Consider the following 25,864-nt stretch of genomic DNA (forward strand, 5'->3'; position numbering starts at 1 on the left):
ACTTTAAATGACATATTGTCACGTCATTCAAACGAAAGTCACGTTGAATCATCGTATGCTTAATGTATCAAATAAAGGAGGCGTTTCTTTTGGAAATCGTCAAAGCGAGAAAACTTACAAAAAGCTACGGTAAAAAACAATCAGCAACTCAAGTTTTAAAAGGTATAGATTTAGATGTACAATCAGGTGAATTTGTTGGCATCATGGGCCCTTCAGGTTCTGGTAAAACTACATTACTGAATGTGTTATGCTCCATAGACACATACACTTCAGGTGTCGTTGAAATAAATGGCAATTCACTGCAAGACTTAAAATCAAAAGAACTATCGAAACTACGTCGTACAGAGATGGGCTTCATTTTCCAAGACTATAATCTTCTTGATACATTAACAGTCAAAGAAAATATCCTACTTCCTCTTGCGGTTAATAAAACGAAAAAAGATGAAGCGGAAGCTCGTTGCCAAGAACTTGTGAAACAACTTGGAATCGAAGGTATTTTAAATCAATATCCAAATGAAATTTCAGGCGGTCAAAAACAAAGAACTGCTGCGGCTCGTGCGTTAATTATGAAACCTTCAATTATTTTCGGTGATGAACCTACTGGTGCGCTAGATTCAAAATCAGCTGCTGCACTTTTAGAAAGTATCGAAAAATTGAATAAAGCAAACCATATTACAATCATGATGGTGACACATGATGCGGTCGCTGCAAGTTATTGTAGCCGTGTATTATTCTTAAAAGACGGTAAAATTTATACGGAGCTTTATAAAGGAGAACATAGCCGTACGGAGTTTTTCCAACAAATTATGAACACGCAAGCCGTACTAGGTGGTGAGCCAAATGAAGCTTAGTACGCTAGTTTTCAGAAGTATGCGCAAGAATATTAAACATTACTTCCTATACTTCTTCGCCCTTATTTTTAGTACAACTTTATATTTCTCATTTTTAACGATTTCAACAAATGATAGTGTCACTTTATTAAAAAATTCTAACGTAAAAGCTGGCGCAGCATTTTCAGTTGGCTCGATTATTTTACTAATCATCGTCGTTCTATTCGTTTTCTATGCGAATCAATTATTCATGAAACGCCGTAGTAAAGAAATCGGGCTTTATCAAATGATTGGTATGCCAAAATCAACAATTAGTTGGATGATTTTAGTTGAAAATATTATATTATGGATCATCGCGATCGCTACAGGTATCGCACTTGGTTTCTTCTTCTCTCGCCTATTTACAATGGCATTTTTAAAAGTTATTAAAAGCGAACAACTTGTCACTCTATACTTCTCACCAGAAGCGCTTTGGAAAACAATCGTTGTATTCGCCATCGTATTAGTTGTCATCATGCTTCAAACAATTTGGATCATCTCTCGTTCAAAATTACTTGATTTATTCCACGCTGAAAGTAAAGCAGAGCAAAAAATCAAAAAAATCTCATTCTTTAAACTTGTCATTGGGCTGTTCGGGATCGTTTTAATCGTTTATGGTTACTACCGTTCAACAGTATTATTCAAAATTAGCGATAATGTATCGATGAATGATATGTTCATCTCAATGGGTGTAATTTTAGGAACTGTTATTATCGGGACATTTTTAGTTTTCCGCTATTCAGTGGCTTTCATTATGAACTTAATTCGCTCAAGCAAAAAAGGTCATTTACGATTAGGTGATGTATTAGCAGTAACACCTATTATGCACCGCATGAAATCAAGCTCATTATCACTTTCGTTGATCACAATTTTAACAGGATTAGCGTTAGGGATTTTATCACTAGGATACATCGCTTACTACGGTGCTGAATCAACAGCAAATCAAAGCTCTCCGTATGATTTCATTATTTTAAATCAAAATGAAAAATTCGAGCAATCATTGAAAAAAGAAGAAATCGAATTTACGAAATACGAATTTACACCATTAACTGTTCAAGTTGATACGCGTAAACTTTTGAAAAATACTGTACCAAAGGATTCTGAATTCAACACTTCATTTGAAAATCTTGTCATTCCTTATTCACAAGCGAAAAAAGTTATTCCTGACCTTGAATTATCGAATAATGAAGCTTATTTAAGCGGTTATAGTCAAGTAATGGCATCATTATTACCGCTTAAAGCAGATGAAGAAATTAATGTTGATGTTCATAACTTACAAAAGAAATTAATCGTAAAAGAAATTGCACAAAAATCAATTGTGCCAAGTATGTTAACTTATGGATCGTATTCAATCATCGTACCAGACCATGTGTTTGATCAATTAAAAGTTCAAAAAGATATTCGTACAGCTACGATTTGGAAATCTTACACTGGATATAATATTCACCCTGAAGACGTTATTAAAGTGCAAAAAATCTATGATCAAACTACAAATAATGGTGAATTTAATTCGAAACACGCATCTACAAACATTTTTTCGAAAAACCAGAATCTAAATATGCAAATCGAAGCTTTAGGGTTAGTCATCTTCATCGCTGGATTTATCGGATGTGCCTTCTTATTAGCAACGGGTAGTATTTTATACTTCAAACAAATGTCGGAAGCAGAAGAAGAAAAAGCTTCATTCACGACATTACGTAAAATTGGCTTTACAGAACAAGAGATTATGAAAGGCATTATTCTGAAACAAATCTTTAGTTTCGGACTTCCACTTTTAATCGGTGTATTACACAGTTACTTCGCTGTTAAATCTGGTTGGATGTTCTTCGGTTCTGAATTAACTGCACCACTATTCATTACAATCTCAATCTATGTCGCGCTTTATTCAATCTTTGCTGTATTCACTACGCTTTACTATAAAAAAATTGTGAAACAAGCACTATAATCAACTAACCCCTTCCCAACACTTTGTGAAGGGGTTTATTAAATACTGTGGCTTTCAACATTGAGAAATAGTAAAATGTAATTACTATAGTTTTAAAGGGGCTTTTCACATGAATGATTTAGATAAGATGATGATCATGCGCAAACTTGCAGAACTTGCTAAAATGCTTGAAGATCAAACTGTCACACAGGAACAATACTTAAAAGAAAAAGAAAAATTGATGGAAATGTTACGTAAGTTTAATCCATCAATCTAAAAATAAGCTAGTTGCGCATAATTCCGCAATTAGCTTATTTTTTATCGATCATCCATGAAAAACTTCGCGCGTTCTTCCTTCACCCAATCTTCCATATGATTTTCGCTGCGACTAACGACGCGGTTAACAAGCACATCATGCCAAATATAATCTTCCAATAATCGAATATGTACGGGATCATTCGTATAAAATGCATTCATATCTTCTGAAATGGAAGGTCCATAAATTAGTTGACTACTATCAACCGAAACAATGAACCAACTATTCGAATTAGGCTTTTCCGTAAAAAATGTACTTCGATGTTTATCAACCGTTTCAATGCCATTTTCAACATGCAAAGTAATACCATGAACAGGCACTTTTTTAGAAATCTCTCGTAAATCCTCCGCTAATAATTCATATAGATCATCCCACATCGATACGATGACCTTCTGTTGAGCATTTTCAATGATTGAGCGAATATACGTTAAAATCGTATCCTTTTCACGGATTTCCACAACTTTAGCAACTGCTGTTTTTTGTTTTTGCTTTAAACTATTGAGCGAATTACTTAACGAACTAAAGTCATCCTGCCAATCTTCAGTCGTTTTCTTTAAAAATACATCTACAGGCAATGGTTGATAATAGATTTTATCTTCCACTTCATTTTTTGTAACAATTCCCTTTTCGAGTAAGCTACCTAATACATCATAAATTCTAGCGCGCGGAATGCCAGAATCCTTACTTATTTGATAAGCAGTAACACCTTCGTTTTGCAGCAATGCAATATATGCTTTTGATTCATATTCTGTATAGCCCGTTCTTTTTAATAAATCAATTATTTTCTGCATTTCCGAATCGCCTCACTTTTCTAATAATTATTATTTACAATCATAACATAATTAGTTACTATTATGATAGTAACTAATAGAAAGGACGTAAATAATGCCATTTGATTTAGATCCACAATTACTTATAATTCTTTTAATAGCAGGTTTTGTAGCCGCATTTATCGATTCTGTCGTCGGTGGCGGTGGATTAATTGGTTTACCCGCACTTCTTTATTTAGGTTTGAGCCCTGCCGCTTCCATTGCGACAAATAAATTAGCAGGAATGGTCGGTTCATTAACTTCAACAATCACATTCTATCGATCTGGTAAGTTAGATATTCGAGCAGGCTTGAAATACTTCCCTCTCACATTCTTTGGAGGACTAATTGGGGCATTCGCAGTACATATTATGGATCCTGAAATGCTCAAACCACTCATGTTGATTATGTTAGCACTCGTCCTTGTATACACAGTATTCAAAAAAGACTGGGGCAGTATTGAAGTGAAGAAGGATCATACACCACAAAAAATGTTCCTATTCATTGTCGTCATCTTTTTAATCGGATTCTATGATGGTTTCTTAGGCCCTGGTACTGGTTCATTTTTAATTTTCGCATTTTTAACAATGGGGCATGATTTCTTAAAAGCAGCTGGTAATGCGAAACTAATGAATTTCGGTAGTAACTTAGCGGCATTAATTATGTTCGCATTTCTCGGTCAAATCAACTATGCTTACGGTATTCCAATGGCATTTGCTCAAATCTTCGGAGCAATCGTTGGTTCAAGATTTGCTATTCGCAAAGGTTCTGGCTATGTTCGAGGACTTTTCATTTTCGTTACCGTAGTTTTATTAGCGAAAAACACATATGATTTTTTCTTTAAATAATATTTCGGAGGTACAATATGAATACTTTTATTGAAGCATATTTAAAAGAAATGGATAAAATTAAGAAACAAGCGGATCTAACTGTTGCGCAAATTCCTGAAGATCAACTTTATTGGACACCTGATCACGAAAACAATAGTATCGGTGTACTTGTTCAACATATTTCAGGCAATATTGATTCGAGAAGTACAGATTTTCTAACAACCGATGGCGAAAAAGCCTCGCGTGATCGCGATGGTGAATTTGAAGCTCAACATTTAGATTGTCAATCATTGCTTGCCAATTGGGAACAATCTTGGGCTCTGTATTATGAAACGGTTCGTTCATTAACAGTTGAACAACTCGATCAAAATGTATCAGTAAAAGGCAAGGAAATGTCCGTAACATCTGCTCTACTAGCGCAACTCGTTCATTATTCAGGTCATATTGCACAAATGATGGTACTTGGTAAACTATTATTACAAGATCAATGGCAAACACTTTCAATTGCAAAGAAGAAATAATGAAAATCCCTAACACGGTTTTGTGTTAGGGATTTTGTTTAGCGTTTCCAAATTACTTAAAACTTAATATTACTTGTTTCCTTACTCATTTTTGTAGCAATTGGTAATCTAGTATTGTTATTTGATTTTTAGTTGACAAGTCTTTATTTTCAATTTACTGCACTGAATACTTACCATTAACTTAATTACGTTGAAAAAGAAAAATCTATGATAACTTACAGAAATTCTTGAACAACATTTAGTGGAAGGGATTTTGAAAACTAGCTCAATCGAGACTTTTTACATTTCGCACTAAAAAAAGAGCGATTTTCAATCAACTGAGAACGCTCACCAAAACTATTTAACAAAGAGCCAAAAAGGTATGAAATCAATAGATTCCATACCTTTCTCAATACTAATATTCAATTACTGCTTTTGCTACATTTGATGCGTGATCGCCTACTCGCTCTAAATTGGAGATGATATCTGCAAAGACGATACCTGCTTCACCCGTACATACACCATTGTTTAAACGGTGAATATGGCGTTTACGTAATTGTCTTTCCATTAAATCGATATGATCTTCGCGTTTTAAAACTTCTTGTGCGATTGATTTATCAAGTGTTTCAAATGCTTCGACTGACATTCGAACCGTTTCAGTCGTGTATTCGAACATCTCTGTTACTTCTTTACGTGCTTCATCACTTAAGTAAACTTTGTGATTATCTTTATACTCGATTAATTCGACTAAATTCTCAACATGGTCCCCCACACGTTCGAAATCTCGAATAAGATCCAGTTGCATTACGTGTTCATTTGAATCTTTATTGGATAGTGATTTTTTAGATACTTCGACTAAGAAATTCGTAATGCGTCGATCAAGCGAGTTAATTGCTACTTCTAATTGCATCGTTTTCGCAGCATCATCTGTTTTCTTCGTTTCGAAATAAATCAGTGCGTGTTTTAAGCCTTCCACACTGTATCCACCCATTTTAATAATTTCTTCTTTCGCTTGTGCTAATGCAATATTTGGTGACTTCTCGATAATTGAATAATCAAAGTCTTGATTTGTAATTTCGATTTCGTCTTCTTTGCCTGGAATCATCTTCGTGACAATATATGCCCATAAACCAATGAATGGTAATTGAATCAATGTATTGACGATGTTGAATGTTCCGTGAGCAAAGGCAATTTGCATTTTGGCTTCAAGTCCTAATGTACGGCTAATATACTCTACAAATGCCAAGAATGGAACTAATAGAATTAGGAAAATAATCGTTCCAACGATGTTGAACATTACATGTGTAGCGGCTGCACGTTTTGCGGCAACACTTGCACCTAATGATGCTAAAACTACTGTAATCGTCGTTCCAATATTATCTCCGAATAGTACCGGCAAAGCACCTTGTAAATTAATCAGGCCATCTGCATACAATCCTTGTAAAATACCAATGGTCGCACTTGATGACTGTACAATTAATGTGAAAATCGTACCGACTAATACGCCCAGTACCGAGTGATCACTCATGGACAACATCATATCGACGAATGCTGGTGCATCTCGCAATGGCTTCATTCCATCACTCATGAAATTCAGACCGACGAATAATCCACCAAAACCGAAGACGATTTGACCAATATTTTGTACATTTCTTTGTTTAAAGAAGAATAGAAGGACTGCCCCTACCGCAAGTATTGGGAATGCATATTCACCAATATCAATACCAATTATTAGCGCTGTTACCGTTGTACCGATATTTGCACCCATAATGACACCGATTGCTTGCTTTAAAGTCATAAATCCTGCTGATACTAGTCCGACTGTAATAACCGTCGTACCAGAGCTTGATTGAATTAAGGCTGTGACAAGAATACCTACTAGCACACCTTTTATCGGATTCGTAGTGAAACGGTCCAAAAGGTCTCTAAGTCGATCTCCCGCTGCTTTTTGTAATCCATCTCCCATAAATTTAATAGAGAAAAGGAATAGCCCAAGTCCGCCTAAAAATTGAAAAATCATCTGTTGATAGTCTAAATTCATGTTCATCTCAACTTTCTATCTGTTTTTGGTGTTGTTTCATGCATTAATATCCCCATATTAGTCATATAACACCTACTCAGAAATAATTCATCAAATTGTATTATACCATCATTTCCTAAGTTTTTTGAATAATTATGCGGAATCTTTTTTTAAATGCTTTTCTTCTAAATATGCCCTTTTCTGCTCAAAAAGATCGTCACGTTGATCAATATCGATTTTTTCTTTTCTTAATACATCAATTAAACGGATTTTTTGTAAATCAATATCGTCCGCAGAATGTTGATCATATAAGTCCGTTTCCGCCAATAAAATGATTTGTCGCACTTTCCCAAGCTGCTGATTCACGAGATCATATGTTTCCCAATCAATTTTTGCAGAAAGTGATATGAAATCAAAATGGCGGATTGATTGTTGAAATTGCATCAGAATTTGCTCGATTTTTACTACGCTCGGTTCATGCATTTCATCCAATTTCACGATTGTTCGATGCAATTCTTTTGATAACTGCTGATAGCCTGCTTCTAAATCCCATAAACGACGGATTAATTGAAGATCTTCTTTCTTTTCATTTTCCTCATCTTCAATCGCTTGCAAACGGCGATCCTCTGCTTGCGTGAATCGAATTGTCTGATTAACCCCTAACAATGTGATGAAACCGCCAATTAATGTACCATAAAAAGCAATCCAGCTTCCCTCATCCGCCGCAAACCAATCTGCATCAGGAAAACCTTTGATTTTAACAACGATATTTGTAAGTACGACTAAAATAAGTGCTGCAATTAAATAACTAATATATAATTTGAACGTATAGCGAACGCGTTCTTTCTCACTTTCTATTTTCCTAGCAGTCTTTGCATTCATCCTATTCACTCCTCCTCAATTTATTCCCATTTTCATATATAAAAAAACAACATGGCGAACCATGCTGTTTAATAAAAAACTCGTTTAAACGAGCCTTCTTTTCCATCAACGATTAATTTGATTGTATCTGTCTTTTTAGGCAAAGTTACTTTATACAAAACATCACGATTTTTCGATCCTTGAACATTTACTCGCTCTGTTTTTACTGTAATTGTAACATCTTTCCCTTTTAACGATAATTCTGCATCTTTAATATCTGTTGCTAACATTGAACGATCTCGACGATCCCCTTGAACATACAAATAATACTCAGCTTTATCATTGTTTAATAAATAATAACCACCTGAAACTTCATCTTTCATAAAGCCATCCATTAATTTTTGGACTTTCGCAGGTGCTTGATCCACTTTTTCAATTTTAGCCGTATCATTTGAACATGCTGTCATTGTGAATAATGCGATTACTAAAATCGCTACTAACATTTTTTTCAAAATATTCACTCCGTTCCTATATATACTAGAATATGAGATTGAAATAATTTTGTCAATAACGCTTGACCATTACGTTACGTCATACAATATAGTTGCACTTAAGGAGGGATATTATGAACTATTTAATTGGGGATTTAAGTGACATAGTTAGGGTTTCCAAAAGAACTTTGCAACATTATGACAAAATAGGATTGCTCAAGCCCGCAACAATAAATGATGCAGGATATCGTATTTATAATGAGCATTCTGTCGATCAGCTACAACAAATCTTATTTTATAAAGAATTAGGATTTTCATTGAAAAAAATTATCGAAATTCTCAATTCACCTAATTTTGATTTACTTGCTTCACTACAATTTCAAGAGAAGATCGCAAATGAGAAAATGCGGCAGTATGATCAGATGATTCGTACAATTCGACAAACACAGAAAGCAATTGAAGGAGAGATACAAATGTCAGCAAAAGAAAAATTTAATGGTAGTTTATTCGACCAAAACCCCTATGAAGAAGAAGCAAAACAACTATTTGGTGAAAAGGCAATCCGTGATTCAAAAATAAAAATGGCGCAGTTTTCTTCTATAGAGTTACAAAATTTATGGCAGCAGCAGTTTAAAAAACTATCTAAATTGCGCAATTCTAAACCTAATTCCCCCGAAGTATTGAAAGAAATGGACAGTTTCTTCAAATTTCTAAATCAACATTTTGGCAATTATTCGAAGGAAGCTTTTGCTGGACTAGGCATGTTATATGTACAAGATGAACGTTTCACAAAGAATATCGATCAATACGGTAATGGATTAGCACAGTTCTTACAAATTGCGATGCAAGCTTATAGTTCAAAATAAAAAAGAGGTCATAAAATGGCCTCTTTTTTGCTAATTCTTATCTTTCACTTTATATTCAAGTAATTCATCTTTTGATGGTGCATTTTGAACGTCTTTTTGTAAATCTAATCGCAATTTCTCTGTTTCTAGTTTAAATGTTTCATGCTTCACTTGTTCTAGCTGTAATTGCTTTTCTAACATACTAGACTCAATTTTCAATTTACGCTCTCTAAACTTCAAATGTCTATGATAGGCATCGCCTAATAAACTCGCAACAACTACTACAATTATCATAATCCAAAGCATTGTCGATCCACTCCTCATTCATAATACGTTTATATCGATTGGTAGGTTTCAGTTATTTATAAAAAGATGTATACTTACTTTACTATGAAATAGAGGGTGTTGTAAATTGGACGGAGCAAAAAATCTAGGTGAATTGACTGAAACTGAAAAAAACGTGTATACTTATGCGTTTCATGACGAGTTCAAAGGGATGGGCATCGATCCTGAAAAACAGGAATACTATATCGAAAAAATCCTGAACAGCTCTGAAGAAGCAATTTTGCATTTACGTAAAAACGGGGCAATCGCCATTGCAAGAGAAGTTGTTCAGCCGAATAATATTTTCGAAGCGTAATTATATGTAAAGCAGGAATCGTTGTTAAAACGATTCCTGCTTTTTTATTTAATCATAAATTGAGTGTGACTATAGCCTTCTTTTGATTTTTTCACGAGTAATGTCGCTGGAATTGTATCTTTTAATTCAGCAACATGCGAAATAATCCCGATCATTCGACCCGTTTTTTGTAGTTCGACTAGCGTATCAATCGCTTTCGCCAAAGCTTCTTCATCAAGCGTACCAAATCCTTCATCGACAAACATCGTCTCCATCTGAACATTTCCTCTAAAGCTTTGAATCATATCACTCATTCCAAGTGCAAGGCAGAGTGATGCATTAAATTGCTCACCGCCCGATAGCGTCTTCACATCACGTTCTTGCCCTGTATACGTGTCATAAACATCTAGGCTTAATCCAGATTGCTTACCGTTCGAATCAAGTCTTTCACTTCTCGATAGGCGGTACTGACCATTTGAAAGAGGTAGTAATCGCTCATTAGCTGCCTGAATGATTTGTTCCAAATACTCAATTTGTAAATATCGCTCAAATGAGATTTTCTGCGTATTTTTCCCTGAAAGAAGATCATATAGTTTAATAATATTGCCTGCTCTACTTTCTAATGCAGCTTTCTCTTCATTTGATTTTTTCATCTGTTGGAGCATTCGTGCAATATTTTTCGTTAAATGAACTGTATTATTTATGTCATTAATTCTTTGAGTCAGTTGCGCCGTTTCAGTTGATAATTTCAATTGAATTTTTTCAAGTTCAAATTTCTCTTGTTGATCAAATTGTGCTTTACCTTTTTCAATTTGCTGATTTAATGCAAATAATTGCTGACTGAATTTCTCTAATTCTTGACGAATTGCAGTCATTTGTTCTGGTAGTAATCGTGCGGATGTATATTCTTTTCCGTTTTCAAACCCTGCTTCTAACACTTTCGCCTTAAACTGCTCCTCGGCTTGCGCTAATTTTTCTTCGGCTTGTTGGACGTATTTTTGCTGATTTTCCTGTGAAGTCATTACTGAAGTTGAGTTTTTCAATGCAATTTCATATTGTGTAATGGCATTCTTCATTTCGCGCTCAAATACTGTCGTTTTCTTCATTAGCTCAGCAATTGAATTTTCTAATTGCTGTTGATGTTCAAATGATTTTGGAAGTTGCGCTGTCTTCTCCCGAATTAATAATTGTAGTTCTGAGATTTCCATCGAACTTTGACTACTCATTACATTCAGTTCATTTAACGAATTCCTCATTTTTTCAAGTGAATCTTCTTTACTTGCGCTTGTTTGCTCTAATTGATTTAGCTTGCTTTTATTATTTTGGATCTCATGTAACTGTGCCGATAATTGCTGCTGTAAAGTTAGTAAATAAGGTAGTCCTTCTGTTGTCACTTCTTCAATCATTTGATTTTCTTGTGCGATTAACTCATGTAACTGTTCGATTTTAGCCTGAAAACTGTGAAGCTCTTTTTCTGATTTCTGCCTTTTTTCATTTGCCGCTTCCAAATCTTCTTTCGTCACTACTGTAGCCGTAAGATCATGCATTTTTTCATGGCTTTTGCTCCCACAAACCGGACAAGGTTCTCCATCAACCAGTTGCTCGGCTAAAATATACGCTTGGCTAGAAATCCAGTTTTTTTCTAACTCCGAATAATCAACTTTTGCCTGTTCAAATAAAATGACGGCATTCTTTTGTAACTCTTCGATTTGTGACAAGTCTTTCTTATACGCTTCTGCTTTTTGAGCGCGCGTTACAACTTGATCGACTTTTGATTTCTGCTCGTAAACTTCTTCAAATTTTTCAGTAGCCAGTTTCAATTTCTTTCTTTCATCATTTAGAATGACAATCTCACTTTTAATAATCTTTGATTGTTCCGTCCAATTTACAATATCTTTCTGCATTTTCTCAAAATCAACCGTTTTTAATTGTAATTGTTTTTGTAATTGAGTTACTTCTGCATAAAATGGAAGAATTCTGTTCCAATCTTTTAGTTGATCCAAATCATTTTGCTGCTGTGGCATATTTTTTTGAAATGCATCATATTCTTTTTTTGCTTCTTCAAATCGCTGTGAAGCTTCTTTGCTTTGCGCGATTAATGCAGTAAGCTGTTCTTGAAGTTTCACCAGTTCCATTCTTTGATTGCGAAAAGTCTGTTCATACGGGATGATATGCTCTGCTTTTTCAGCTTGAGTTAATTGGTTTCTTTGTCCTTGAATATACTCTTCTTTACTTTCTAAACGAGTTTTTTCAATTTTAGCTTGTTCATAAAGTGCCAATTCCTTATTAAACTGCTCGGCGTGATTAAATTCTTTTTGAACTTGATCGACTACTCTTTTTTGATCATCTAATAAAGCTTGTTGTGAAGTCGTTAATTCCTCATAATATTCGGCTTCTTCCTGCAATCCTGCAATCAGTTGCGTAGATGATTTATACTCTTGAGCTAACACTTCGAACACTTTACTTTGACGAAGTGGCAGCGTATCTTGAATATTTTGGATGAATGCTTGTTCTTCAGCTTGAATAGCGGCCATCTGTTTTTCAGCTTCTGTTTTCTTTGATTTCAGGCGATTTGTCATTTGATCGAAGCTTTCCGTTTTGAAAATCTTTCTTAAAATTGCTTCTTTATTTTTCGAATCAGATGTTAATAATTTTCTAAATTCACCTTGTGGTAGCATGACAATTTGCTTGAATTGATCCTTTGTTAAGCCGATTAATTCTTCTAATTTCAAATTCAAATCACGGACACGATGTGAATCAAGTACAGGAATTTCTTGGCCATCTACTATTTCTACAAATTCAGTTTTATCGCCTGTTGAAGACTTATTTCCCTTCTTCACATGGCCGATTTGTCGAAGAATGCGATATTTCTTCCCCTTTATTTGAAAAACGAGCTCTACTGAAGTATGTAAATCGTCCGTCGCAAAATCACTTCGTACATTGCCAGCATTTTCACGTTCTTCCCCACTTACACTGCCATACAATGCAAAACAGATGCCATCAAAAATCGTCGTTTTACCAGCGCCAGTTGCACCAGAAATGACGAATATTTGATTTGACTCCAATTCCGTGAAATCGATTGTTTCTGTGTCTCGATATGGGCCAAATGCAGTCATACTCAATTTAATTGGTTTCATTTCGTACGACCTCCTTCTCTTTCTTCTACTAATTCTTCTGCAAGTAATTCATTAAATAAAGTCATCATCTGCTCATCAGGCTCTTCATTTAAAATCTCACCATAAAAGGCGTTAAATAAAGTCGTAGTATCCATCTTATGTTTACTCTCAACAACTGATTCTCCAGCATCAACAATAGTATGATTCATCGTTCGATCAACGTGCATCGCATTTGGGAATACTGTTCTTATTTTTTCCATAGGGGCAATAATCACCGCTTCATCGTGTAAAGTAACATAGACATAATCTTCACTCGGAGCCATTTCTAATAAATCCTTCATATATCCTTCGATTCTTCTCATATCTCGCTTAGGATTTAATGGGATTTTTTCGATTTCTACCTCGCCATTCGCAGCCATGTCAACAACTAGGAAACCTTTTTGATGTGTTGCTTCTGAAATACTATATTTTAAAGGAGAACCGCTATAACGAATTTTTTCGCTTTGAACAAAATGTGCCTGATGTAAGTGGCCAAGTGCGGTATAGTCGAATTTGTCGAATAGATTGGCGTCAATACATTCCGAGCCTCCTATTGATAAAGGTCTTTCACTTTCATCTGTATTCTCAATCTGTTCCCCATTTTTCGTGACAAAAGCATGCGCAATACTAATATTTCGCCCTTCGTTAAATGGAATATGTTCGATAATCTTTTCCATCGCTTGCTCGTTTGTTTTGACAGAATCATCTTCAAATACATATCTCACTTCTTGTGGATCCGCAAATGGGATTAGGTGGAACGCTATTTCGCCATATTTATCTTGTAGAATAATCGGGGGCATTTCCTTTTTTAATTTCCCGACTAAATGTAAATTACTTTCTTTAAAAATCGTCGAGCCAAAATCCACTCGACTCGTACTATCATGATTTCCCGCAATCGCAATAATTGGGATATTTAATTCTTTTATAATAATCGAGAAAGTTTGATCCAGTAATTGAACTGCTTCAACTGGCGGAATCGATCGGTCATATAAATCACCTGCTATGATGATCGCGTCCGGTTTTATTTCCTTTACATGTTGAAGAAACTGTTCGATTATATACTTTTGATCCTCTAACATTGACACTCCTTGAACTACTTTTCCTAGATGCCAATCGGCTGTATGTATAATTTTCAATTAAATTCCTCCTTTTTAATAAGTATATCAATTAATCGTGCAAAATATTGTACATCTACTGTCTACTTTATTATATACTAGAAACAATACTATACATAAAGGATGATTATTCTATGGCACCTACAATTTTAGTTGTTTCAATCGCAATTATTCTATTTTTTGCTTTCATGGTATATCGAGTAAAATCAAAAAATGTGGAGACGAATGAGCAAAATATCGCCCATTATTTTTTAAGTCATAATGGCTCACTTGATTTTTATGTAACTACTGATCATCAATTTGTTAGTTGTGCTTCTAATAAAACTTTTGATATTCAAGATATTAAAAAGATTACTGCCATTGCAGATCATGAAGTGCTATTTGAAAAAAATGCAACTTCAGTACAATTTGATGATCTACAATTATCATCTAAATTTGATGATTTCGTAAAATTTGTATCCTATGAGATTGAATTAAAAAATGGTGAAGTATTTGAATCTGTAGTAGATGTGGCATCAAACAAAGGTTCGAGACAGCGTGAACAGTTAAAACAGACTTTCCTAAAAATTACGGATATTTTCAATAAATTAAAGATCGCATAAGAAAAAGCAACGCGTAGAAATGAAACTCTACCCGTTGCTTTTTGTAATTAAGAAGAACATAACAACTATGATGACGATTGGAACTACCGTGTACATCAGTGCTTGCCATAGTTTGAACCAAGTATTTGATAACTGACTGCCCATTAAAAATTCCTTTTTAACAAACTGTCGATCTACTTTATACATAATGAATAATGCGATACAAAGATTACCTAGCGGTAACATAATATTACTCACTAAGAAGTCAGTAGCATCAAATATTGTACGGTCAAAAATGTGGAAATCCGCAAGTAAACTTGAAGATAACGCAGCTGGAATCGCTACAATTGCAACGATCACGCCTAGTAACCATGTGATTTTCTTACGTGCATGAGGGAATTTCTCCTCGAAAGCAGCAACAATAATTTCATATAAGCTAAACGAAGATGTCAATGTCGCAAATAAGAATAATAATAGGAAAATCGCAAAGAATAACTCACCGAAAGGCAGTTGTTGGAATACAGTCGGAAGTACGACAAACAATAATCCAGGCCCTTCAGTCGGCTCTAATCCGAATGAAAAGACGACTGGGAAAATCGCTAATCCCGCTAATAAAGAAACGAAAATATTCATTAATACGACAGATCCTGCCGAATTCGGTAAACTGACATCTTTTTTCAAATATGAACTGTATGTTACCATACATGAGAATCCTACCGCTAAAGCAAAGAATGCCTGCCCTAGTGCGTATAATATTGAATCAAATGTGATTAATGAGAAATCTGGTTTTAAGAAGAATGTTACACCTTCCATTGCACCAGGTAGTGTCAATCCGCGTACTACTAAAATAATAAAGAATATAAATAGTAGTGGCATCATAAATTTATTCGCGCGCTCAATGCCATTTTGAATGCCTAGCGATACGACTAAAACATTAAATAATGTAAAAATCACTAATCCGATAATTGTGATGCTCGCCGATCCAGTTACTTCGCCAAATAACGAACCCGCATCTAGGTTTGGCGTAATCGCATTACCTGCCACAGCTTTCGTCGCATAGATTGTAATCCAACCACCGATGACACTATAAAAAGAAAGTAGTAGGAAACAACCGACAACACCTAAACGGCCAATCCAACCCCATATTGAGTTCGGCAATAATTTTTTATATGCGGACACAGCTTCTTTCTGTGTTCCTCGGCCAATAATAAATTCTGAAATTAACATAGGTAAACCAATTAATAAAGTAAAAATCACGAATAGTAGAAAGAATGCTCCTCCACCACTCATGCCGGTCACGTATGGTAGCTTCCATATCGCACCTAGTCCAATCGCAGCTCCTGCTGATGACAGTATAAAGCCTAGTTTCGTAGACCACTGTCCTTTATTCTCATTCATAAAAACCCTCCATAACTCTGCTCAGCTCAACAATACTAAGAATTGCGAGACTCTAATCTGTCTATTATTTTATCATGTTTCAACAATTAATTGAGCGGAATTGTAGATTTCTTTGTTATTCATTTACCCTTTTCTATAAAAACAAAAAGAATCACAAATTACTGTGATCCTTTTTGTCGTATCGATTACCTATATTCATATAAATTAAGCCAATAATAATCGAAATAACGATGCCAACCGTACCGATTATAAAAAATATATTCGATTCATAGATTGCACCAGGTATATAAAACAGCATACTTAGTGTCACTGCGAGCATTAATTTGCCCATCGCTCTACAAAGTGCGGGTTCATCTATTTTCATTCGATCTTCTTTTGGTAGCATATTATGCCCCGCAATTAGAAAAGCACCTCGACCGCTTAATAAATACAAACTTAGAATGACAAACAGAAAGATGACCGTGCCAATTACGATTAAACCTGATGTTTCTTCCATCTATATCTTTTTAACAAACTCAGATTTGATATAAAGTACGCCAACGCCATCAAATTTACTTTGAATATTATGCCCGTCTGGACCGTCAACTAAGCGGATTTTTGCTTTCGTTCCCATTTTTAATGGGCCAGATCCACCTTTTACTTTAATATCTTTGATGATTGATACCATATCTCCATCTTGTAACTCATTACCATTCGAATCTACTGTTTTATTCGCTGCTTCCGCTGCATCTAAAGAATCTTGTGTCCATTCATTTGCGCATTCTGGACAGATGAATAAATTGCCGTCCTCATATGCGTATTCAGAATTACATTGTGGACAATTTGGAATATTTGCCATGTTAAACCACCCTTTCAACTATTTACTTAATCATACAACAAAATCGCTATTAATCTACAGAGTTTGCTAAACTAACACAATTTCAGTCATTATCCATTACATATGAAAAAAAGAACCGCACCGGAATGCGATTCTTTCTGAATTTAAGAATTAAAGTGACATTGCTTGAGCAGAAGGTTTAACAGCATCAGCTGAAGCAACCCAATCCAATTGATCTAAGAAAGTAAGTGTATCTTGATATACTTGTTCTCTTTCTTTACCAAGTGTAATGATGTGACCAGAATTTTGATACCAAATGATTTCTTTTTCTTCTGTATCAACTGTATCAAAAATGAATGGTGCTGATTCTTGATATAGTTTATCATCTAATTTACCTTGTAATACTAATGTTGGTGTATCGATCTCACCGATTTCATCAGAAGTATGTTCAATCATTTTTTGAATTTCAGTAATTGCATGACGATCCATGTTTTTAAGATCTTCTAATTCAGCAGCAACTGTATCTTCGTCTTTGCCTTCAAACTTTTTATAAACTTCAGCGTATTTATAAAGTCGATCGAATAGACCGTCGCTTGATTTGCGTTTGATTGGAGCACACATTGATACGACACCTTTAACTGGGAATTCAGCGCCAACTTTAAGTGTAAATACGCCACCTAGTGAGATACCGACTACAGCGATTTCTTCATATCCTAAGCTTTTAAGGTGATGGTAACCACTTGTTACATCTTCCCACCAGTACTTTGCACCATAACGTAGAATTTCTTCAGGGCTTACGCCGTGACCACGGTACATAGGTGCGTGACACGTATATCCTCTTTTATTTAAGAATTGTCCTAATTTTTTTACGTCTTTCGTACTACCAGTAAACCCGTGAAGTAGGAGTACGGCTCTTTTTCCGCCTTCAATTGTAAAAGGTTTAGGTGCAAGTAATTTCATTTGAATGGGCTCCTTTATATTTAAAAAGTGTTTTTTTATTCGTAATTTTAATAAAATGATGTTTTATTTATTTCTGTGATCTAAGTAGTTATTTGAACTACAATTTTTCGTCACATTTCTAACTTACATACACTCTAACACCCTATTTTAATAATGTACAGTATATTAGGTTATTATTATTGATGCAATTATGTAATCGATTTGATTCTCTATTTTATATAGAAATACTGTTATATCAACGTTCGTGAATAGACACATACAGATTTACATTCGTCCATTCTTTTTATAGCATTTATTTATATCAAATATAGATAAAACCTATCTCACATTAATAAGTTGTTACTTTCAAACGCCTATTTATCGTAGAAAACGGTGGTATACCCGCGATTATTTAATATATTTTTGATATCCATTCTATTTTACTTTGTAGTGAAGTGACACAGATGATATAACAGTTGTACTAATGAATCCAATTTCTGAATGCAAACACGAACATTTTCAATCATTGATGAATGGAATAGAAAGCAATTGTTTTCTCCGTATAATTTATATACAAACCCTTTTGTAGATTGCTTTGTTCTCTATTTATGAAAATTCGTATTTCAAACAATAATTCCACTATTCTAAGCTTTTTACGGCTATTCTCATTACGTCTGTACTATAATAGTACTTATAAGAAAAACAAAGGGGTTTTCATTTATGAAAGTAAGCACGACAAGATTATTAGAAGAAGAAGCTAAAATCGTCTACCAAGAAACTGCCGGATTAGCGATCATTACAATTCACAGACCACAAGCGAAAAATGCTCTTACTGCAAATATGTGGACACAATTACGTTCAATCGCCTTACAAGTGCTAGACAATCCGAAAAACAAAGTACTTCTTATTAGAGGTTATGGGGAACAATTCACTGCTGGTTCTGACATTAAAGAATTTAATTCAATCTCACTTGGTCAAGCGGAAGAAGCATTTGTTCATATGGAAAGAACGATTTCTACGATTGAAAAGCTACCGATTCCGACGATTGCTGTCATTAATGGGCCTGCAATGGGTGCCGGATTAGAGTTAGCGCTCGCTTGCGATTTACGTATCGGAAGTGAAAAAGCAAAATTAGGCATTCCTGTAGGCAAGTTAGGCATTACATTAAATAATAAATTCGCACAAAGATTAGTTACACTGATTGGTCCTTCAATGACGAAGGACCTTGTCTACACTGGGCGTATGTTAAAAGCAGACGAAGCTTATCGATTAGGTATGTTAAATTATCAAGTTGCAGAGAAGGACTTAGATCGCTATGCAATACGTATTGGCAAACTCGTGGCGTCAATGTCACCCGCTTCATTATTAGCGGTGAAAACATCTGTGCAGGAATGCGTGGAGTCGGTTCCTGTTCTTTGGAAAGGTTCTTCAAATTTCGTAGATCCACATGATTTTCCAGAAGGTGTCCAAGCTTTTGTTGAAAAGAGAGCCCCGCAGTTCAACCGAAAGATTAAGTAAATAGAATAGTAAAAGAGGAAGAATCAATTCGCTGATTCTTCCTCTTTATTAGTTTTGCTTAGATTCTTTTTCAAGCATTTTTCTAATGGACTTAATTTTTAAATTCACTTCGAAAAACTCAATTTTAAACTGCTCATCGAAATTTCCATTTATCGTGCGCTGCAATTGCTCCAGCTTATGTACCATCTCATTCGTTTCATCAAGGTCATATTGAAAAGTAACTGTAGTAATAGGTAACGGGTATAAAGTAAAATCGATTTTTTCAATCGATTTTACTATTTTTGATGAATTACATGACTTACTAATACATTGAATAAAATCTTTTTTATGAAAAACATCTAGATCTTGATGAAAATCAGGTTGCACAATCGTCGTTTCCCCAATTTTCTCACGTTTTGATGTGAAAATTTCATATCCCTTCATGATTAATCGTTTGAAGAAATTTTGTTGCACTTGTACGACGGGGATCGGCATGATGTGCTTACCTTCCGTTCGTCGAATGAATTGCGCCATTTTCATTTGATGGCGTGATCGATAATTCTCGATATGATGAAATTCATCGATTTTTTCAAAACCAAGTCTTTTCGCAATTAGTTTCGTCATTTTATCAGAAGTTCCAATAATCATTAAATGACCCGGTTGAAACTCATCAATTGCTTCCTTTACTTCTTGAACATGGTCAGCATCTTGAAAAATAGCTCTCTTAACAGCCTTTATACTGCTTTTTTCAAATTTAGCTGATGTACCTGCTTTAATCTCACCATTAATAATGAGTAAACCATCATCAATGATCGCTTCAATATTGTTTTGATGTGCGAATTCAAGTGCAAAAGAGCTTTTCCCTGTTCCACTTGGTCCACTAAAAGAATAAGTTTTCATTGTCTTCCCCTTCAAGTACTAATTTTTTCACTGCGTAAGCTACGCCATCTTCATCATTCGTTTTTGTAATATAGGTTGCCAAGCTTTTAATGTCATCTACAGCATTTCCCATTGCGATTGGGTGGCCGGCATATCTTAACATCGTCATATCATTTAACTGATCGCCCACTACCATTACAGAGCTGACATCAATGTTTAAGCGATTTACAAGACTTTTCAAAGCTGTTCCTTTATTAGCTGTTTTAGAATTCACTTCCATATTTTGTTCAAAGGAAGAAGTGACGTTAAAACCTAATGCAACACATTTATCCCAAACTTCTTTTCGCTGTTCTGGTGTTTTAAAGAATAAATTAAACTTATCGACGGGTTCATCAAACTCCTGTATAAATGATTTGATTTCAGGCACAGGTGTCCTAGAGCCGCGTAGAAATTCAACATGATTACCACCACCGTACTCGTCAAGATGGTCGTAGCAGTATTGATCAATAAATACGCGCCCCAAAGCAAATAGTTCGATACGTAAATCAAATGGTTTCAAAATATCCATTAACTTTCTGACATCATCAACAGGTATCGGATTTTCATAAATCATTCGAATATGATGCCGATCCCAAATAATAGCCCCATTAGACGTTATATAATATTTAATATAGGGCATATGTTCAAATTCTAATGGCAACTCTGCTATCGTCCTACCTGTACAGATTACCACTTCTTTCCCTTTATTCATCGCTTCATTTAAAACATCAATCGTGTTCTTAGTAATTTTTAAATCTGAAGTTAATAATGTACCATCTAAATCTAGCGCAATTAACTTAATCTCCATAAGCATCTCCACTCCAAACAGTTTAACTATTCCTTTTAGTATAACAATGTTCCTATCTATAGTATTACCTTTTTCAATTAAATTATTCCTTCTATTTTTCAAATACATAAAAAGGCTGAATCATACAAATGTACGATTCAACCTCTTCATTAGTTTCTAAACTTTGAAAGTCTTCGTTAGTTCATGCAACTGAACAGCCTGAGCTGAAAGTTCCGTCACTACACTATTGATTTCTTGCAATGTTGCAGATTGCTCTTCCGTTGCCGCAGTAATGCTTTCTGTTGCTACAACAGAGCTACTTGCATGATTGGCAATTTCTGATACTGAAGCCGTTACTTCTTCCGTACCTGCAGAAAGTTCTTCAGCTGTAGCCGTTACTTCTTCAAGCTGCGTTCTCATTCGTCCAACACTTTCTTCAATATTGCCAAATGTGATTCCAGCATTTTCGATAATGTAAACACCTTCACTTACATTTTTCATGCCTGATTTTACAGATTTAGCAACGATTTCTGTGTCTTTTTGAATAGTTGAAGTTAAATGTACAATTTGGCTTGCTGAATTTTTCGATTGCTCTGCCAGTTTACGAACTTCTTCAGCTACTACCGCAAACCCTTTACCATGCTCACCTGCTCTTGCAGCTTCAATGGCCGCATTCAATGCTAGTAAATTCGTTTGATCTGTAATGTCTGTAATCATTCTCGACATTTCTTGAATTTGTTTTGTTTGACCACTTAATGTTTCAATTAATTCATTCGTTTGCGTTGATGATGAAGCAATAACATCCATTTGTGTTTTCGCCACTTTTAAAATATCTCGACCGTTTATTGCTAGATCATCTGCTTCTTTTGCATAATCAAATAGTTGTTGAGATGATTGTGCAATTCTTTGAACACCTGTAGCAGTTTCTTGCATTGCTTCAGCACTATCATTCGCATTTGCTGCGCTATCATTTGCCGCAACAACTGTTAATTCAACTTGGGAAGAAATATCTTCTGCAGCTCGTGATACTTCCGAAGTACTTGCAGACAATTCCTCAATTGAAGCTGTAAGTTGCTCCGCATTTTTAGAAATCGAATAGACGAGATCTTTTGTTTTTAGTTTCATATCATTTAATGAATCTGCTAAATCACTAATTTCATCTTTTGATTTTACTTCCACATTCGGAATTGAATAATCGCCTTTTGCAATTTCTTTCATTGAATTCACGACATGTAGAATCGGTTTTACAATGAATTTCTGAACATAAATGATAAATAAAATGGCTACTAATGCACTAATAGCGCCTAAAATAACCGTTAATAATTTGGCGAATTTAGCCGTGGAATCTAGTTTTTCATTTGCAGCATTTAAACTTTGGATTTCTGCCATGGCAATTTTATTACCATATCCTAAAATGGTTGTATTAATTCTTTTAGCATCATTTAAATAGGGAATAATACTGGCATTATCCTTATTGCTTTGCACTGCTGCGATTAGTTGATCCGATACTGTAATAAATGATTCATTTTCTTTTACGATTTCATTTACTGAACTTTGTAAAGCAGCATCGTCTTTTGCAGCATTTTTTAAAGTATTGATTTTAGTTTCAAGATCATTTCTTCCACCATCTAAAGCTAGTTTGGCAGTTTCAGATTTTAATAGTACATAATCTCTTAATTGAACACCTTGCAAAGCTAATGTGTAATTTACATCATTTGCTAACTGTACATTGATATAACTTTTCTGAACATCATTTTTGAATGTTGTTTGAACTGCATTTAAACGATTATATGTAAAAACAATGATAATGATTGTTAATACAAGCATTGTAATAAAACCAATGCTCATTTTTTTCTGAATAGACAATTTTGTACCTCCATTAGTTATTTATAACTGTTATTTTAGCATAAAAATAAGACTTATTACACACTACTATTTAACTATTTATTCACAAAATAAAAAACAGAGATCTTTTAGCATTAAACTAAATTCCCTGTTTTTTATTAATTTTTTCTATTCTTCAAAAAAACCTGTCTTAATTTTCTTATCCAGATAATCCAATAATTGCCTGATTTCATCGTGTTTAAGCGGGCTTTTATTTTCATTTACAAAATCCCCATAAATCGCCGAATCCACAATTCTCAATAATTCTTGATAACTATTGTTTTCACATTCAACTGTAACTTGCACAAAAAGCGTTTGCGTACCATTCCATGAAAAATCATTAATTCTAATAATCATTTTTGATTTTTACCCTTTAAACGATCCTGTTGTTTTTTTATTTCTTCTTCTTTTGCTTTTTCTTGCTGCACTCGTTTCCACTGCATTCGCAATTGGAAAACAGTTAATACTGCAATAATAATGAAGAATGGCTGTGTTAGCGATAATCCAATTTCTGATTTCCCGCCTAACAACGGTAATACGAGTGTCATTACAACAATAAATGTAATCACACGAAGTTGTAGCCAGAAGTTCTGCTCCAAATTCAATTTTTTAGTCGGTGCAAAACAAATGATAATCCCTATGATAAACAGTGTAATTAACAATGCTTTCGGAATGATCGTCCATACGCTCCAATGACTAAAGAAATCCATGCAAAGCATGACCACAACTAATATGTATGCTAATAATTCTCTAAATAACTTCAATTTCTCTCCTCCTCAAACCCTCTCATAGCATAGCATGAACCATTAATTCTAGCTACCAAAAATATCGTATATTTAAAAGAGAAATTACAGCTTTTACATGTAGCTAGTCGAACAAAAAAAGCCCGAAACACAGCTTTCACTATGTTTCAGACTTTCGATTATAGAATATTACTTAATAGCAGTAATGTCTTTTAATTCTTTTAAGATTTCAGGTGAGTCTTTTAGGATTCTTTGAGGTGTAGACATCTCATCTACACCTTTATGTGTGTAGTATACAGCACCTTTTTCAGTAATGAAAAATGCATATGGGAAAGGTTTTTTAAGATCGCGTTCTTTTTTGTTTTCAAAATAGAAGAAATACGATTTTACGCCTTTCATTTCTTTTTCAGTATCACCAATAGTGATTTGTTTCGTATTTTGACCATCAATTGCATCTAATACTTTTTGCATTTTGGCTTGATCCTTAATAGTAACGCGCTCTTTTTTAACTTCTTTATTGTTTTCAATCGTTTGAATTTCTAAAGAAATAAAATTACTCGCTTTTGGAACTTCCATAACTTTTTCTTTGTTACCAGAGAAAATGATATAAGCTACACTAGCAACTAGTACGACGATTACAGCGATCGGAATAAATTTTTTAATGAGAAACACTTCCTATTACATTATTTACTATCAATTCTCTTTAATTATAGACTACATATTCAAAAGATGCATGACGTAAAGTTTGATTTTATTGACGTAAAACAAAAAATTCATGTTTTCGTCATAATTATGCCCCAATAAATAACACTGCTTGAGCGATTGACAAAAGAAGTGCTGGGTTTTTAATTGGGCAATCTTCTTCTACTTCAAACTTTGCGATAAAAACATTACGCGTATCATCAAATGATGTATGCCATTTCGCGACAACTTCTTCATTGTATGTGAATGTTGAACCCAACTCGCGATCCATATCAACCCGTAACATCGTTTCTCCATTTGAGATTACAACTTCCGGTATTAAAGCTTTCCACCCTGTGTACGCAATGCGATAAATAGGGGCGCCGTCTTCTTTTGCTTCAAAGAAGATTTTACCTTTTCGCTGAATCTTCTTACACACAGCTTTAGGGAATCCATCGATTTCACTTTCAATCTTCACAAAATACTTATAGTCCAATGTTGAATCTATGACACGCTTAATCGGGTTACTATAAACGCGTTTAACCGTACCAATCGATTCCCCTTCTAATTCAACTAACAACGGTTCAGTATGTTGTAAAACTGCTGGTACTTCATAGTTATATATTTTCATAATGCCTACAGAATCGTAGTTACACCTCCGCTTACTTCATACTTTTACAGTAATTCAACTAATGTTGAAAATCAAACATATACTACTAGATTTCATAAAAAAACAAAACCAGACCGAAGTTGGTTTTGTTTCATTCATTTATGCATTTACAGTTTGAATTTTGTTCGCAACACGATTCGTTAACATTGTAGTTGCTTTCGGTAGCACTGCTGAGAATACTGGATTTAGAACTGCAGCAGCAAGACCACCCGCTTTAATTTCTAAATTACCTGTCATTTTTGTTTCAGAATCAGAAATAGGATCCGCTTCAAATGAACCTGCACCTTTAAATTTATCCGAAATACCAGTAAGTTCAAACGAAATTTTCGTTGGTTCTTCCCAACCCGTAATATCAATTTGTACTTCTACTTCTTTTTTCAGTACGCCAACATTTCCTGCGAATTTCCAAGTAGATTGCTTGTCGTTAATAATTGTATGCTCTCTATAACCTGGTACTAATTTCGCCCATTTTTCCATATCGCTTACGAAATTCCATACTTCAGCTTGAGATGCTTTTACTGTTGTTGAATGTGATGAACTTGCCATTTTAGTTCCTACTTTCTAATTATGTAATTAGTTTCAACAATATTATATCA

General features: G+C 34.6%; 28 protein-coding genes. 9 read left to right on the top strand and 19 right to left on the bottom strand.

Annotated elements, in window-relative coordinates:
* Positions 1–89: 89 nt before the first annotated feature.
* The 3 genes from DF281_RS03765 (at position 90) to DF281_RS14680 (ending at position 3,070) form a co-directional block, all read left to right on the top strand.
* Positions 90–851 (top strand): ABC transporter ATP-binding protein, encoded by a 762-nt coding sequence (locus DF281_RS03765; protein ID WP_109348908.1) that lies wholly within the window; start codon positions 90–92, stop codon positions 849–851.
* Positions 841–2,814: an FtsX-like permease family protein gene (locus DF281_RS03770; protein ID WP_109348909.1), complete on the top strand. Its 1,974-nt coding sequence runs from the start codon at positions 841–843 to the stop codon at positions 2,812–2,814. The genes DF281_RS03765 and DF281_RS03770 overlap by 11 nt, the downstream gene beginning before the upstream one ends.
* A gap of 109 nt (positions 2,815–2,923) precedes the next feature.
* Positions 2,924–3,070, top strand: a complete 147-nt coding sequence (locus tag DF281_RS14680) for a hypothetical protein (RefSeq protein WP_166636063.1) — start codon at positions 2,924–2,926, stop codon at positions 3,068–3,070.
* 41 nt (positions 3,071–3,111) lie between these two features.
* Here the strand turns inward: DF281_RS14680 and DF281_RS03775 are convergent, their stop codons facing one another.
* The gene (locus DF281_RS03775) at positions 3,112–3,900 is read right to left on the bottom strand and encodes a TrmB family transcriptional regulator (protein WP_109348910.1); all 789 of its coding nucleotides are present in this window, start codon (positions 3,898–3,900) and stop codon (positions 3,112–3,114) included.
* A gap of 94 nt (positions 3,901–3,994) precedes the next feature.
* Between DF281_RS03775 and DF281_RS03780 the strand changes: the two genes are divergently transcribed.
* Together DF281_RS03780 and DF281_RS03785 are read left to right on the top strand one after the other, a co-directional pair.
* Complete coding sequence (locus DF281_RS03780; RefSeq protein WP_109348911.1) at positions 3,995–4,765, top strand: sulfite exporter TauE/SafE family protein; 771 nt, start codon at positions 3,995–3,997, stop codon at positions 4,763–4,765.
* 17 nt (positions 4,766–4,782) lie between these two features.
* Positions 4,783–5,268 (top strand): DUF1572 family protein, encoded by a 486-nt coding sequence (locus DF281_RS03785; protein ID WP_109348912.1) that lies wholly within the window; start codon positions 4,783–4,785, stop codon positions 5,266–5,268.
* Positions 5,269–5,662: 394 nt separating this feature from the next.
* Here the strand turns inward: DF281_RS03785 and DF281_RS03790 are convergent, their stop codons facing one another.
* The 3 genes from DF281_RS03790 to DF281_RS03800 form a co-directional block, all read right to left on the bottom strand.
* Positions 5,663–7,288 (bottom strand): Na/Pi cotransporter family protein, encoded by a 1,626-nt coding sequence (locus DF281_RS03790; RefSeq protein ID WP_109348982.1) that lies wholly within the window; start codon positions 7,286–7,288, stop codon positions 5,663–5,665.
* Between the two features lie 132 nt (positions 7,289–7,420).
* A complete protein-coding gene (locus DF281_RS03795; protein ID WP_109348913.1) occupies positions 7,421–8,149 on the bottom strand; it encodes a hypothetical protein in 729 nt (242 codons plus the stop codon).
* 68 nt (positions 8,150–8,217) lie between these two features.
* The gene (locus DF281_RS03800; protein WP_109348914.1) at positions 8,218–8,640 is read right to left on the bottom strand and encodes a hypothetical protein; all 423 of its coding nucleotides are present in this window, start codon (positions 8,638–8,640) and stop codon (positions 8,218–8,220) included.
* A gap of 113 nt (positions 8,641–8,753) precedes the next feature.
* Here DF281_RS03800 and DF281_RS03805 point away from each other — a divergent pair, with 113 nt between their 5' ends.
* Positions 8,754–9,485 carry a MerR family transcriptional regulator gene (locus DF281_RS03805; RefSeq protein WP_109348915.1) on the top strand — a complete coding sequence of 244 codons (732 nt, stop codon included), beginning with the start codon at positions 8,754–8,756 and terminating at the stop codon, positions 9,483–9,485.
* Between the two features lie 30 nt (positions 9,486–9,515).
* Here DF281_RS03805 and DF281_RS03810 read toward each other — a convergent pair whose 3' ends face one another.
* Positions 9,516–9,770 (bottom strand): hypothetical protein, encoded by a 255-nt coding sequence (locus tag DF281_RS03810; protein WP_109348916.1) that lies wholly within the window; start codon positions 9,768–9,770, stop codon positions 9,516–9,518.
* A gap of 106 nt (positions 9,771–9,876) precedes the next feature.
* On the opposite strand from DF281_RS03810, the gene DF281_RS03815 reads away from it, so the two are divergent.
* On the top strand, positions 9,877–10,104 hold the full coding sequence (locus DF281_RS03815; protein ID WP_109348917.1) for a hypothetical protein: 228 nt from the start codon (positions 9,877–9,879) through the stop codon (positions 10,102–10,104).
* A gap of 44 nt (positions 10,105–10,148) precedes the next feature.
* On the opposite strand, the gene DF281_RS03820 is transcribed toward DF281_RS03815, so the two are convergent.
* On the bottom strand, positions 10,149–13,220 hold the full coding sequence (locus DF281_RS03820; protein WP_109348918.1) for an AAA family ATPase: 3,072 nt from the start codon (positions 13,218–13,220) through the stop codon (positions 10,149–10,151).
* Complete coding sequence (locus DF281_RS03825; protein ID WP_109348919.1) at positions 13,217–14,374, bottom strand: exonuclease SbcCD subunit D; 1,158 nt, start codon at positions 14,372–14,374, stop codon at positions 13,217–13,219. Before DF281_RS03825 ends, DF281_RS03820 begins: the two co-directional genes overlap by 4 nt.
* Positions 14,375–14,487: 113 nt before the next feature.
* On the opposite strand from DF281_RS03825, the gene DF281_RS03830 reads away from it, so the two are divergent.
* Positions 14,488–14,955 carry a hypothetical protein gene (locus tag DF281_RS03830; protein ID WP_109348920.1) on the top strand — a complete coding sequence of 156 codons (468 nt, stop codon included), beginning with the start codon at positions 14,488–14,490 and terminating at the stop codon, positions 14,953–14,955.
* A gap of 27 nt (positions 14,956–14,982) precedes the next feature.
* Here DF281_RS03830 and DF281_RS03835 read toward each other — a convergent pair whose 3' ends face one another.
* The 4 genes from DF281_RS03835 to DF281_RS03850 all read right to left on the bottom strand — a co-directional run bounded on the left by DF281_RS03835 (position 14,983) and on the right by DF281_RS03850 (position 18,109).
* On the bottom strand, positions 14,983–16,332 hold the full coding sequence (locus tag DF281_RS03835; RefSeq protein WP_109348921.1) for a sodium-dependent transporter: 1,350 nt from the start codon (positions 16,330–16,332) through the stop codon (positions 14,983–14,985).
* 151 nt (positions 16,333–16,483) lie between these two features.
* Positions 16,484–16,828, bottom strand: a complete 345-nt coding sequence (locus DF281_RS03840; RefSeq protein ID WP_109348922.1) for a DUF3784 domain-containing protein — start codon at positions 16,826–16,828, stop codon at positions 16,484–16,486.
* The gene (locus DF281_RS03845; RefSeq protein ID WP_109348923.1) at positions 16,829–17,170 is read right to left on the bottom strand and encodes a zinc ribbon domain-containing protein YjdM; all 342 of its coding nucleotides are present in this window, start codon (positions 17,168–17,170) and stop codon (positions 16,829–16,831) included. It lies immediately after the preceding gene.
* A gap of 150 nt (positions 17,171–17,320) precedes the next feature.
* On the bottom strand, positions 17,321–18,109 hold the full coding sequence (locus DF281_RS03850; protein WP_109348924.1) for an alpha/beta hydrolase: 789 nt from the start codon (positions 18,107–18,109) through the stop codon (positions 17,321–17,323).
* 699 nt (positions 18,110–18,808) lie between these two features.
* On the opposite strand from DF281_RS03850, the gene DF281_RS03855 reads away from it, so the two are divergent.
* A complete protein-coding gene (locus DF281_RS03855) occupies positions 18,809–19,606 on the top strand; it encodes an enoyl-CoA hydratase-related protein (RefSeq protein WP_109348925.1) in 798 nt (265 codons plus the stop codon).
* Between the two features lie 48 nt (positions 19,607–19,654).
* Here the strand turns inward: DF281_RS03855 and DF281_RS03860 are convergent, their stop codons facing one another.
* The 8 genes from DF281_RS03860 to DF281_RS03895 all read right to left on the bottom strand — a co-directional run bounded on the left by DF281_RS03860 (position 19,655) and on the right by DF281_RS03895 (position 25,814).
* Positions 19,655–20,485, bottom strand: coding sequence for a nucleoside/nucleotide kinase family protein (locus DF281_RS03860; protein WP_109348926.1), 831 nt, complete (start codon positions 20,483–20,485; stop codon positions 19,655–19,657).
* A complete protein-coding gene (locus DF281_RS03865; protein WP_232025860.1) occupies positions 20,466–21,311 on the bottom strand; it encodes a Cof-type HAD-IIB family hydrolase in 846 nt (281 codons plus the stop codon). The genes DF281_RS03860 and DF281_RS03865 overlap by 20 nt, the downstream gene beginning before the upstream one ends.
* 156 nt (positions 21,312–21,467) lie before the next feature.
* Positions 21,468–23,156 (bottom strand): methyl-accepting chemotaxis protein, encoded by a 1,689-nt coding sequence (locus DF281_RS03870; RefSeq protein ID WP_109348928.1) that lies wholly within the window; start codon positions 23,154–23,156, stop codon positions 21,468–21,470.
* 147 nt (positions 23,157–23,303) lie between these two features.
* On the bottom strand, positions 23,304–23,531 hold the full coding sequence (locus tag DF281_RS03875; RefSeq protein ID WP_109348929.1) for a hypothetical protein: 228 nt from the start codon (positions 23,529–23,531) through the stop codon (positions 23,304–23,306).
* On the bottom strand, positions 23,528–23,938 hold the full coding sequence (locus tag DF281_RS03880) for a hypothetical protein (RefSeq protein ID WP_240605506.1): 411 nt from the start codon (positions 23,936–23,938) through the stop codon (positions 23,528–23,530). The genes DF281_RS03875 and DF281_RS03880 overlap by 4 nt, the downstream gene beginning before the upstream one ends.
* 168 nt (positions 23,939–24,106) lie before the next feature.
* On the bottom strand, positions 24,107–24,589 hold the full coding sequence (locus DF281_RS03885) for a hypothetical protein (RefSeq protein ID WP_109348930.1): 483 nt from the start codon (positions 24,587–24,589) through the stop codon (positions 24,107–24,109).
* A gap of 118 nt (positions 24,590–24,707) precedes the next feature.
* Positions 24,708–25,229, bottom strand: a complete 522-nt coding sequence (locus DF281_RS03890; protein ID WP_109348931.1) for a tubby C-terminal domain-like protein — start codon at positions 25,227–25,229, stop codon at positions 24,708–24,710.
* Between the two features lie 138 nt (positions 25,230–25,367).
* Positions 25,368–25,814, bottom strand: a complete 447-nt coding sequence (locus tag DF281_RS03895; protein ID WP_109348932.1) for an SRPBCC family protein — start codon at positions 25,812–25,814, stop codon at positions 25,368–25,370.
* Positions 25,815–25,864 lie beyond the last annotated feature (50 nt).

It is taken from the genome of Kurthia zopfii (genome assembly GCF_003143955.1).
Classification (GTDB): Bacteria; Bacillota; Bacilli; order Bacillales_A; family Planococcaceae; genus Kurthia; species Kurthia zopfii.